Below are 11,323 nucleotides of genomic sequence, written 5' to 3' on the forward strand. Positions count from 1 at the left end.
GTTCGACCGGTGACGACTCCGGTCAGAGCTTCTTGGCCCCGGGGGCCTCGGCCTTGTCTTCTTCCTTGTCTTCTTCCTTGCCGTCGACGTCACCGTCGGTGTCCGCCGGGTCGGCCTCGGCCTTGGCTTCGCCCTCGGCATCGGGCGCGACCTCGCCCTTGGCTCCGGCCTTCCCGGCCGGGGTGTCCCCGTCGGTGTCCCCGTCCTTGGCGCCGGCCACGGCGTCAGCGTCCGGTTCGACGACCTCCTCGCGGCCCGGCCGCAGCTTCGCCGACAGCACCAGGTACGTGACGGCGAGCACGAAGACGACGATCGAGGTCCAGACGTTGAGCCGCAGGCCGAGGATGTGGTGGGCCTCGTCGACCCGCATGTACTCGATCCAGCCGCGCCCCACGCAGTACGCGGCGACGTACAGCGCGAACGCCCGCCCGTGTCCGAGCGTGAAGCGGCGGTCGGCCCAGATCACCAGCAGGGCGACACCGACGCACCAGAGGGACTCGTAGAGGAAGGTCGGGTGGTAGGTCCCGGCGACCCTGTTCGGGCCGTCGCTGATCTCCACCGCCCACGGCAGATCGGTGGCGCGGCCGTACAGCTCCTGGTTGAACCAGTTGCCCCAGCGTCCGCAGGCCTGGGCCAGCGCGATGCCGGGGGCCAGGGCGTCGGCCCAGGCCGGCAGCGGGATGCCGCGCCGGCGACAGCCGATCCAGGCACCGACCGCGCCGAGCGCGATGGCGCCCCAGATGCCGAGGCCGCCCTCCCAGATCTTGAAGGCGTCGACCCAGTCGCGGCCCTCGCCGAAGTAGAGCTGGTAGTCGGTGATCACGTGGTAGAGGCGACCGCCGACCAGGCCGAACGGCACCGCCCACACGGCGATGTCGGCGACCGTCCCCGGCTTACCGCCGCGGGCGACCCAGCGCTTGTTGCCGAGCCAGACGGCGACGAAGACGCCGATGATGATGCAGAACGCGTAGCCGCGCAGCGGGACCGGTCCGAGATGGAGCACGCCCGTCGACGGACTGGGAATGAAGGCAAGGTTCATGGCAAGACCCGACGCTACCTTGCCGGACGGTGGTGACCGCAACCCGCCCGGCAAGCTGCTGCCGAATCGAGATGGCCCTCAGTGCCCCATGGGCATCCCGGCGTGGTCCGGGGAAGCGCCCGCGGAGCCCGTCCCGCCCGTGGCCGACCGGCCCGCCGAGCGTGCGGCGGGGGACGAGGAGGAGCCCGAGGGGGTGCCCGAGCGGGCGGAGGAGGCCTTCGCCGAGCCCGACGCGGACGGCGACGCGGACGCGGATCCGGTTCCCCTGCCGGACGTGGACTTGGCCGGGGAGCCGGACGCCGACGGGGACGGGGAGCCCTTCACACCGCCGGGGCCGCCCTTGCCGGCCGCCTCCACCTTCTCCTTCAGCTTCTGCGGGGTCAGCTGGTTGGCCTGGTCCCCGAAGATGTCCGTGCCGTCGAGCAGCACGGTCGGCGTGCCGCGGAACTTGCCCGCGCGGAAGGCCTCCTGCGACTTGTTCACCCAGCTGTCGTGCGTACCGTCCTCGACGCACGTCCGGAAGGCGGGCGTGTCCAGTCCGTCGACCTTGCCGGCCAGCTCCAGCAGCTTGGCGTTCTTGCCGTAGGCGTCGTCGGGCTCCTCGGGCTGGTTGTCGAAGAGCACGTCGTGGTACGGGGCGAACTTCCCGGCGTCCTGTGCGCAGGCGGCGGCGTTGGCGCTCTTGAGGGAGCCGCTGCCGCCCATGTTCCCGTCGATCAGGGTGACCAGGTGGTATTCGACCTTGAGGAGGCCCTTGGCCTCCAGCTCGTGGATGGTGTCGCGGTAGTTGGTCTCGAAGGACTTGCAGGCGGGGCAGCGGAAGTCCTCCCACACGGTCAGCGTGGAGGGCGCCTCGCTCTTGCCGGTCTGGATGGCGAGCGCGTCCTTGCCCGTGGCCCCGGACGGGGCGACCAGCGGGCCGCCCTTGGCGGAGGATCCGCTCTTGCCCGTGTTCGCCGCGATCAGGCCGACGACGGCCGCCAGCCCGAGCACGCCGACCACCGCCGCCGACACGACGAGGGTCCGCCGGCGCTTGTCCCTCGCCTTCTGCTTCTCGCGCTCCACCTGGAGTCGCTCGCGGGCCGATCGTTTCGTCGCATCGCGGTTCGCACCGTCGTTCATGTCGCTCACGTTCGGCCAAACGAAGCAGGGAGGCACTCTCGTGCCTCCCTGCCGCTACTTCCACCCGATCGGGCTACAGAACCCGCTCAGGGGTCCGGCTGCTCGATCGAACGCGCCGCCCGTCAGCTCCGGCGCACGCCTTCGGCGAGCTCGCCCGCCAGTGCCTTGACGGCGGCCAGCCCGGCGGGCAGGTCCGGCGCGTCGAGCAGCAGCTTCACGAAGGCCGAGCCGACGATCACGCCGTCGGCGAAGCCGGCGACCTCCTTGGCCTGGGCGGCGTTGGAGACGCCCAGTCCCACGCAGACCGGGAGGTCGCTGGTGGCGCGGGTGCGGCGCACCAGATCGGCCGCCTGGTTGCCGACCGACTCGCGGGTGCCGGTGACGCCCATGAGCGAGGCGGCGTAGACGAAGCCGGAGCCGGCCGCCGTGATGGTGGCGAGGCGCTCGTCCTTGCTGCTGGGAGCCACGACGAAGACGGTCGCCAGACCGTGCTTGGCCGCGTGCTCGCGCCACAGAGCGGACTCCTGGACCGGCAGGTCGGGCAGGATGCAGCCCGCGCCGCCGGCCTCGGCGAGCTCGGCGGTGAACCGCTCGACGCCGTAGCGGTCGATCGGGTTCCAGTACGTCATGACCAGGATCGGCGCGCCCGTGGCCTCGTACGCCTCGCGGACGGTCCGCAGCGTGTCGGCGATCTTGACGCCGCCGCGCAGGGCGATGTCATCGGCGGTCTGGATGATGGCGCCGTCCAGGACCGGGTCGCTGTGCGGGAGGCCGATCTCGACCACGTCCGCGCCGCCGGCGATGACGGCCTTGACGGCCTCGATGGCGCCGTCGACGGTCGGGAAGCCGGCCGGGAGGTAGGCGACCAGGGCCGCGCGGTCCTCGGACTTCGCCTTCGCGAGGGTCGCCGACAGGAGTTCGATGGTGCCGCTCACTTGGTCTCCCCCTCGGAGGCATCTGCGTCGTACAGGTCGAAGTAGCGGGCGGCGGTGTCCATGTCCTTGTCGCCGCGGCCGGACAGGTTGACGACGAGCAGGCCGTCCTTGCCCAGCTCCTTGCCGAGGTCCAGGGCGCCCGCGAGGGCGTGCGCGGACTCGATGGCCGGGATGATGCCCTCGGTGCGCGAGAGCAGCCGCAGGGCCTGCATCGCCTGGTCGTCGGTGACCGCACGGTACTCGGCGCGGCCCGCGTCCTTGAGGTAGGAGTGCTCCGGGCCGATGCCCGGGTAGTCCAGACCGGCCGAGATGGAGTACGGCTCGGTGATCTGGCCCTCTTCGTCCTGCAGGACGTAGGAGCGCGATCCGTGCAGGATGCCGGGCTCGCCCGCGGTCAGCGTCGCCGCGTGCTCACCGGTTTCCACGCCGTGCCCGGCGGGCTCGAAGCCGACCAGGCGGACGCCGGCGTCCGGGATGAAGGCGTGGAACAGGCCGATGGCGTTGGAGCCGCCGCCCACGCACGCCGCGACGGCGTCGGGCAGGCGTCCGGCGCGCTCCAGGATCTGGCGGCGGGCCTCGACGCCGATGACCCGGTGGAAGTCGCGGACCATGGCGGGGAAGGGGTGGGGACCCGCGACCGTGCCGAAGAGGTAGTGGGTGCGGTCCACGTTGGCGACCCAGTCGCGGAACGCCTCGTTGATGGCGTCCTTGAGGGTGCGCGAGCCGGACTTCACCGCGATGACCTCGGCGCCCAGCATCCGCATCCGGGCCACGTTGAGGGCCTGGCGCTGGGTGTCGATCTCACCCATGTAGATGGTGCACTCGAGACCGAACAGGGCGCAGGCGGTGGCGGTGGCCACGCCGTGCTGGCCGGCGCCGGTCTCGGCGATGACGCGGGTCTTGCCCATGCGCTTGGTGAGCAGCGCCTGGCCCAGCACGTTGTTGATCTTGTGCGAGCCGGTGTGGTTCAGGTCCTCGCGCTTGAGGAAGATCCGCGCCCCGCCCGCGTGCTCGGCGAACCGCGGCACCTCGGTCAGGGAGCTGGGGCGGCCGGTGTAGTTGACCATCAGGTCGTCGAGCTCGGCCGCGAAGGCCGGATCGCCCTTGGCCTTCTCGTACTCGACGGCGACCTCGTCCACGGCGGCGACCAGCGCCTCCGGGATGAACTTGCCGCCGAAGTCGCCGAAGTAGCCCTCGGCGTTCGGGATGTGACCCTCGGGGTCCGGGATGAAGAAACTGCTGGCGCTGGACATGCCCAGGTACTCCTACGGATGCGACGCGGATGTCTTCACCGTATTGCGCCGTCCGCCCGCGACGCGCACACCCCGCTGGGGCATGGGCGTACGAGGTGCGGAGCGGCCGCCCCGGAGCCGGCGGCTCGGGGGCGGACCGCAAGGAGGTGCCGACCGACGTGGTGTACGACGTACACCACCCGGGGCTGCCTCGTTACGGCGCGGCTCCGGGTCGCCATCGCATGCCGTTGACCTGACCGGGCTCGGAGCCGATCACGTACCGGACCCGCCGCCCCCGGACGCGCCGGGCCGGGGCGCGGCAGCCGCGAGGGCGGCAGCCGCGCGCCAGGGGCGCGTGCGCCGTCGGCACACCGGCCAGGCCGGAGCCCGGTCGGGTGCGGACGGAGGGGCGGTTTCGGGCCATGGGACGGGTCAGCTCCGCCCGTGGCGCAGGGCGGGGTGGGCGCCGGCGGCGACGAGGTCGGCCACGGCCGCCTTCGGGTCGCGGCCGGTCACCAGGGACTCCCCGACGAGGACGGCGTCCGCGCCCTCGTTCGCATAGGCGATCAGGTCGTGCGGCCCGCGGATGCCGGACTCGGCAACCTTGACGATGTGGGCCGGGATCTCTCCGACGACGCGCTCGAAGGTGGAGCGGTCGACCTTGAGGTCCTTGAGGTTGCGGGCGTTGACGCCGATGATCTTGGCGCCGGCGGCGACCGCGCGCTCCACTTCCTCCTCGTCGTGGACCTCGACGAGCGGGGTGAGGCCGATGGACTCGGCCCGCTCGATGAGGGAGACGAGGGCCTCCTGTTCCAGGGCCGCGACGATCAGGAGCACGAGGTCGGCGCCGTAGGCGCGGGCCTCCCACAGCTGGTACGCCGTGACGATGAAGTCCTTGCGCAGGATCGGGATGTCCACGCGGGCGCGGACGGCCTCCAGGTCGGCCAGCGAGCCACCGAAACGACGCTGCTCGGTGAGGACGGAAATGACCGCCGCACCGCCCGCTTCGTAGTCGGCGGCGAGCCCGGCCGGATCGGCGATGGCGGCCAGCGCACCCTTGGAGGGGCTGGAGCGCTTGACCTCGCAGATCACCTTGACGCTGTCGCCGCGCAGGGCAGCGACGCCGTCCTTGGCCTGGGGCGCCTTGGCGGCACGCTCCTTGAGCTCGTCGAGGCTGACGCGCGCCTGCCGTTCGGCAAGGTCTTCGCGGACCCCTTCGATGATCTCGTCGAGCACACTCACGCGAGCGGCCCCCTTCCGGGTCGATGACGGTCGGCCGCCTTGCAGACACGTACAACTGCAAGGTCAGCAGTTCAAATGGTATCCGCAGGACGCCTTGCCCTCCGCACGCGGTTGACGGCGTCCCATTAAATGGACATCCGGAATCTTTACTTCAGCTATACCTCAGGGCGCCAGGAAAGAGCCCACGGGCAGGTTCCGGACAACGGAGAACACCAGGGCCACCGCACCGATCCCCCACCAGTACAACGGCCGTACGACGAGCCTCGGGGCCGGTACCCCCCGATAGGCGCGAACCAGCCACAGAACCATGAAGCCGGCGAAGAAGAAGTAGCCGGCGACCGCCATCGCATTTGCCCCGATAGCTGTCACGAGATCGCCATGGGCGAACGCGTGGGCGCTGCGCAGCCCGCCGCAGCCGGGGCACAGGACCCCGGTCAGCCGGAACAGCGGGCAGGCCGGATAGTGGCCGGGCTCGTTCGGGTCCACGGTCCCCACGTACGCGAGGGCCGCGGCGGCCGCTGCCAGCGTGAGCGCCGGACGCGCCAGCCGGCCGGCCCGGGATGCGGGCGCGGGGGGCGGCGCGAGATCGGTCGTTCCAGAGGAGGCGTCCACTCGCTGATTCTCTCCGCTCATGACAAAAGGCGCAGCCCGACAGGGCCGCGCCTTTCGAAAACCCGCGTACCGGCTGCCGCCCGGTCAGACCTTGGCGGCGACCCGGTTCGCGGCGATGACCTCGGCGAGGTCGTGGTGCGCGGCCTTCGGTGCGCCCATGCCCGCAGCCTTCATCGCCATGCCCACGACACCGCCGATGACGACGACGACGAGGCCCGCGTAGAAGCCCAGCGGGTTCGCCAGCACCATGAAGGCGCCGGAGATGCAGAAACCGATGACCGCGATGATGACACCGGTCCAGGCGGCCGGGGTGTGTCCGTGGCTAGTGCCCGCCATGAGTTGCTCCTCGTACTCGGGTGTGCTCCGTCGCACGCCGCGCGTGCTGTGTCGACGGTGCTGTGTCGAACGCTCGATGGTCATTGTCCCGTACCAGGCGGCTGCCTCGTTCACGGGGTCGGTGGTCCGCGTTCAGCGAGTCGGGCCCGGGTCCGGGTCCGGGCCGGTGGGGTCCTCGCCCCGGTCCAGAGCCTTCCACAAGTCCTCCGGCCGGTCCGGGTCCACCACGGCCGCCTTGCGGGGACGCGGGCTGCCGTCACGCTCGTAGCGGCCGCCCATCGTGGGCCAGGAGCTCCCGAAGCGCAGCGCGAGCAGGCCGGCCAGCAGGATCAGCGCCCCGCCTGCGGCCGTCACGTAGGGCCACGCCGTGTGGGTCAGGCCGGCCACGTGGGCCGCGGTGTCGGCCGTCGTACGGGCAGCCTCCGCGTCCAGGGCGCGCCGGCCGTCCGCGTTGGCCAGGGCGGCCGCCCCCGCGCCCAGGCCGCTCAGCGCCAGCAGCGCCGAGACCAGCAGCCGGCTCCTGCCGCGTACGGCGAAGACGGCGACCAGGGCGGCGAGCCCGACGATGGCCAGGGCGGCGGGCAGGCCCGTGACGGCCCGCCCGTCGGCGGTCACCGGCAGCGAGCCGCCGCCGATGGCGGCCACGCCCCGGGCCCAGACGCGGCCGGAGGCGAGCAGGACGACGGTGGCACCGAGGGCGCCGAGCAGCAGGGCGACGGCCACGCTGCGGCGGCCGCCGCGGCCCGAGGGGGCCTCGGGCTCGGCGGCGGCATCGGCGTGTTCGCTTCGGGGCGGGGGTACGGCACTCACGTACCCCACTATCCCCTACGGGCTCAGGCGCCGTGGAGGCGGTTCGCCGCTGCCACCGCGCGGAGCACCGCGGCGGCCTTGTTGCGGCACTCCGCGTCCTCCAGCTCGGGCACCGAGTCGGCGACGACCCCGGCGCCGGCCTGGACGTACGCCTTCCCGTCGCGCAGCAGCGCGGTGCGGATGGCGATGGCGGTGTCGGAGTCCCCGGCGAAGTCGAGGTAGCCGACGCAGCCGCCGTAGAGCCCGCGGCGGGTGGGCTCCAGCTCCTCGATGATCTGCATGGCGCGCGGCTTGGGCGCCCCGGACAGGGTGCCGGCCGGGAAGCAGGCGGTGAGCACGTCGAAGGCGGTCCTGCCCTCGGCGACGCGCCCGGTGACGGTGGAGACGATGTGCATGACGTGCGAGTACCGCTCGATGCTCATGAAGTCGACGACCTCCACCGATCCCGGCTCGCAGACCCGGCCGAGGTCGTTGCGGCCGAGGTCGACGAGCATGAGGTGCTCGGCGCGCTCCTTGGGGTCGGCCAGCAGCTCGTCGGCGAGCTCGTTGTCCTGCTGCGGGGTGGCGCCCCGGTGCCGGGTGCCGGCGATGGGGTGGACCATGGCCCGCCCGTCCTCGACCTTGACCAGCGCCTCGGGGCTGGACCCGACGACGTCGAAGCCGTTCTCGAAGCGGAAGAGGTACATGTACGGGGAGGGGTTGGTGGCCCGCAGCACCCGGTACACGTCGAGCGCGGAGGCGCTGCACGGCGTCTCGAACCGCTGCGAGGGCACCACCTGGAAGGCCTCGCCGGCCCGGATCCGCTCCTTCACGTCCTCCACGGCGGCCTGGTACTTCTCGCCGCCCCACAGGGCCGAGTACTCCGGGAGCTGCGAGTCGGGCAGCGGCATCGGCGCGTACGGGGCGGGCCGCGCGAGGTCGGCCTCCATGGCGTCGAGGCGGGCCACGGCGTCCGCGTACGCCTCGTCCACGCCCGCGGCGAGGTCGTTGTGGTTGATGGCGTTGGCGATGAGCTGGACGGTGCCGTCCCAGTGGTCCAGGACCGCCAGGTCGGAGGTGAGCAGCATCGTCAGCTCGGGGAGCTGCAGGTCGTCCTCGGTCTGCTCGCCGATGCGCTCCAGCCGGCGCACGATGTCGTAGCCGAGGTAGCCGACCATGCCGCCGGTGAAGGGCGGCATGCCGGAGGCCAGGTCCCGGGGGGTGTGCAGGGCCGACACGGTCTGCCGCAGGGCCTCCAGCGGGTCGCCGGAGGTCGGGACGCCGACGGGCGGGGTGCCGATCCAGTGGGCCTGGCCGTCGCGGACCGTGAGGGTGGAGGCGCTGCGGACGCCGACGAAGGAGTAGCGCGACCAGGAGCGGCCGTTCTCGGCGGACTCCAGGAGGAATGTCCCGGGGCGTTCGGCGGCCAGCTTGCGGTACAGCCCGACCGGCGTGTCACCGTCCGCCAGCAGCTTGCGGCTGACGGGGATGACGCGGCGGTCGGTCGCGAGCTTGCGGAACGTCTCAAGATCCATGGCGTGGGACCTTACCTATGATCGGCTTCGGCTATTCGGCTTCGGCGGTGGGGCCGGAGGGACCGGCCAGGGGCAGGACGTCGGCATCGAAACACGTCCGGGCACCGGTGTGGCAGGCCGCCCCGACCTGGTCCACCTTGACCAGCACGGTGTCGGCGTCGCAGTCGAGCGCGACGGACTTGACGTGCTGGAAGTGGCCGGAAGTGTCCCCCTTCACCCAGTACTCCTGACGGCTGCGCGACCAGTACGTGCAGCGGCCGGTGGTCAGGGTGCGGTGCAGGGCCTCGTCATCCATCCAGCCGAGCATGAGCACCTCACCGGTGTCGTACTGCTGGGCGATGGCCGGGACCAGACCGTCGGCGGAGCGCTTGAGGCGGGCGGCGATGGCGGGATCGAGGGAGGACGTACTCATGGAGCCATTGTGCCGGGCCGGGGGGACGATCATGGATCCCTGTCCGCCTGATGGGCAGGCACGGTGCGGGTTCCGGCCGTAGGCTGGCCCGCATGTCTACCCATGCGAAGCGTGAACGACTGCTGCTGGCCGACCTGTTGGAGTCGGCCGGACCGGAAGCGCCGACGCTGTGCGACGGCTGGCGGACGCGGGAGCTCGCCGCGCACGTGGTGGTCCGGGAGCGTCGCCCGGACGCGGCGGGCGGACTGCTGCTGAACGTCCTGAAGGCCCGCCTGGACAAGGCGATGGCGGAGTACGGGGCCAAGCCGTACGAGGAGCTCATCCAGTTGATCCGGACCGGCCCGCCGAAGATGTCCGTCTACTCGCTGAAGCAGATCGACGAGCTGGCGAACGCGGTGGAGTTCTTCGTCCACTCCGAGGACGTCCGCCGCGCCCAGCCGGACTGGTCCCCGCGCCCGCTGGACCCGGTCTTCTCCGACTCCCTCTGGTCCCGCCTGGAGAAACTGGCCCGCCTGGCGGGCCGCCGCTCCCCGGTGGGCCTGGTCCTGCGCCGCCCGAACGGCCAGACGGCGGTGGCCCACAAGGGCGCGCCGGTGGTGACGGTGACGGGCGAGCCGGGGGAGCTGACGCTGTTCTGCTTCGGCCGCCAGGACGCTGCCGCGGTGGAACTCGACGGCCCGAAGGAAGCCATCGCGAAGCTCACGGTGGCGCAGCTGGGCATGTGAGGCCTCCTTGACGCGCCGCTCGCGCGGCTGCGCCGGACTCCGTCCGGCGGTGGCTGGGCGGGGGTGCCGCCACCGCCGTCCCGGCGCGGTGCGAGGGGCGCGTCAAGAAGGGGCGAAGGCGAGTTCCGCGCGGCGGACCGCGGGGGCCGAGGTGCCGACTATCGCGCCGGCCATGCTCACCGCCGCCCCCGCCAGGAACACCGGGGTCACGCCCCAGAGGTCGGCGGCGAAGCCGAAGACGGGGTAGGCCAGCGGGGCCAGGCCGACCGCCGTGAAGGCCATCACGGAGCTGACCCGCCCCAGGTACGAGGGGTTCGTGGCCGTCTGGATGAGTGCGATGGCCAGACCGCCGCAGATCCCGCAGACCAGCCCCGTCAGCACGGCCAGCCCCACCGCCACCGGCAGGCTCGGCGCCAGCACCAGGCCGCCGATCCCGGCGGAGCCGATGATCAGGGTGAGGTTCTGGACCGCCCCGGCCCGCGGGAACCTCGGGATCAGGGTCAGCACCAGCGCGCTCGACGCCGCGCCCACACCCATCCCGCCGATGATCCAGCCGACCCCGGCCGGCCCCCAGCCGCGCTCCTCGGAGACCAGGATCAGCCCCAGCGTCATCGGCGCGGACGTGCCCAGCTGGCTCAGCGCCCCCGACAGCACCAGGGGTCCGATCAGCCCGTGCCGCCGTATGTAGCCGAGCCCCGAGCGGAGCTGCTTCCAGGGGCTCTCCCCCGAGGTGGAGGCCGGGGCCGTCTCCGACGACGCCGGCAGCGGAGCGATCCGTACCGCCACCAGCAGCACCAGCGACACCCCGAACAGCGCCGACGCCACCGCGAAGGCCGACGCCGGCCCGCCCAGCCCCATCGCCAGCCCCGCCACCGGCGGCCCGGCGGTGTGCCCGACGCGTTCCGCGAGGCTGCGCAGCCCCTGGACCCGTACCAGTTGACCGGGCCCCGCGATCCGCGGCGGCAGCGCGCCGACGGCCGGCATGAACAGGGCGTCGACGATGCCGAAGACCAGCGCGACGAGCACCAGGACCCACAGGCCCGGGGAGCCGAGGGCGAGGACGAGCGCCAGCCCCAGGACGACACCGCACCGCACCGCGTCGGAGGAGATGACCACCAGCCGGGGTCCGAACCGGTCGGCGACCACCCCGCCGCCCAGCATGAGCAGGGCCCTCGGTATCGCGCCGACCGCCATGACCAGGCCGACCTCGGCCGGGCCGGCCGGCTGGGCGGCCGCCCAGCCGAGGGCGAGGAAGTAGACCCCGTCCCCGACCAGCGAAGCCCCGTAGGCGGCGAGCCAGCGCAGGACATTGGCGTCCCGCCAGACGTTCCCGTTCACAGCAAG

General features: G+C 72.4%; 12 protein-coding genes and 1 pseudogene. 1 reads left to right on the top strand and 12 read right to left on the bottom strand.

The features are described from left to right. Positions 1-22: 22 nt before the first annotated feature. The 11 genes and pseudogenes from lgt to hisI form a co-directional block, all read right to left on the bottom strand. Positions 23-1,039: a prolipoprotein diacylglyceryl transferase gene (gene lgt, locus AC061S_RS25935; protein ID WP_478688292.1), complete on the bottom strand. Its 1,017-nt coding sequence runs from the start codon at positions 1,037-1,039 to the stop codon at positions 23-25. A gap of 336 nt (positions 1,040-1,375) precedes the next feature. Continuing rightward, positions 1,376-2,161 (bottom strand): annotated as a pseudogene (locus AC061S_RS25940) (DsbA family protein); the annotation flags it as partial. Positions 2,162-2,283: 122 nt separating this feature from the next. Continuing rightward, on the bottom strand, positions 2,284-3,096 hold the full coding sequence (gene trpA, locus AC061S_RS25945; RefSeq protein WP_266909508.1) for a tryptophan synthase subunit alpha: 813 nt from the start codon (positions 3,094-3,096) through the stop codon (positions 2,284-2,286). Beyond that, a complete protein-coding gene (trpB, locus tag AC061S_RS25950) occupies positions 3,093-4,349 on the bottom strand; it encodes a tryptophan synthase subunit beta (RefSeq protein ID WP_478688293.1) in 1,257 nt (418 codons plus the stop codon). The genes trpA and trpB overlap by 4 nt, the downstream gene beginning before the upstream one ends. Before the next feature lie 193 nt (positions 4,350-4,542). After that, complete coding sequence (trpM, locus tag AC061S_RS25955; protein WP_478688294.1) at positions 4,543-4,752, bottom strand: tryptophan biosynthesis modulator TrpM; 210 nt, start codon at positions 4,750-4,752, stop codon at positions 4,543-4,545. A gap of 8 nt (positions 4,753-4,760) precedes the next feature. After that, complete coding sequence (trpC, locus tag AC061S_RS25960; RefSeq protein ID WP_030707250.1) at positions 4,761-5,570, bottom strand: indole-3-glycerol phosphate synthase TrpC; 810 nt, start codon at positions 5,568-5,570, stop codon at positions 4,761-4,763. Between the two features lie 162 nt (positions 5,571-5,732). After that, positions 5,733-6,203: a DUF2752 domain-containing protein gene (locus AC061S_RS25965; RefSeq protein WP_478688295.1), complete on the bottom strand. Its 471-nt coding sequence runs from the start codon at positions 6,201-6,203 to the stop codon at positions 5,733-5,735. Positions 6,204-6,266: 63 nt separating this feature from the next. Then, a complete protein-coding gene (locus tag AC061S_RS25970) occupies positions 6,267-6,518 on the bottom strand; it encodes an HGxxPAAW family protein (RefSeq protein ID WP_327252266.1) in 252 nt (83 codons plus the stop codon). A 132-nt stretch (positions 6,519-6,650) separates the two neighbouring features. Then, positions 6,651-7,337 carry a TIGR02234 family membrane protein gene (locus AC061S_RS25975; RefSeq protein ID WP_478688296.1) on the bottom strand — a complete coding sequence of 229 codons (687 nt, stop codon included), beginning with the start codon at positions 7,335-7,337 and terminating at the stop codon, positions 6,651-6,653. A 14-nt stretch (positions 7,338-7,351) separates the two neighbouring features. Further along, positions 7,352-8,842, bottom strand: coding sequence for an anthranilate synthase component I (locus AC061S_RS25980; protein WP_478688297.1), 1,491 nt, complete (start codon positions 8,840-8,842; stop codon positions 7,352-7,354). A gap of 31 nt (positions 8,843-8,873) precedes the next feature. After that, the gene (gene hisI / locus AC061S_RS25985) at positions 8,874-9,254 is read right to left on the bottom strand and encodes a phosphoribosyl-AMP cyclohydrolase (RefSeq protein WP_254383608.1); all 381 of its coding nucleotides are present in this window, start codon (positions 9,252-9,254) and stop codon (positions 8,874-8,876) included. A gap of 92 nt (positions 9,255-9,346) precedes the next feature. On the opposite strand from hisI, the gene AC061S_RS25990 reads away from it, so the two are divergent. Then, complete coding sequence (locus tag AC061S_RS25990; RefSeq protein WP_478688298.1) at positions 9,347-9,979, top strand: TIGR03085 family metal-binding protein; 633 nt, start codon at positions 9,347-9,349, stop codon at positions 9,977-9,979. A 102-nt stretch (positions 9,980-10,081) separates the two neighbouring features. Here AC061S_RS25990 and AC061S_RS25995 read toward each other — a convergent pair whose 3' ends face one another. Further along, positions 10,082-11,317 carry an MFS transporter gene (locus AC061S_RS25995; RefSeq protein WP_478688299.1) on the bottom strand — a complete coding sequence of 412 codons (1,236 nt, stop codon included), beginning with the start codon at positions 11,315-11,317 and terminating at the stop codon, positions 10,082-10,084. Positions 11,318-11,323: the final 6 nt, after the last annotated feature.

The sequence above is a fragment of the Streptomyces sp. CA189 genome, assembly GCF_056428985.1.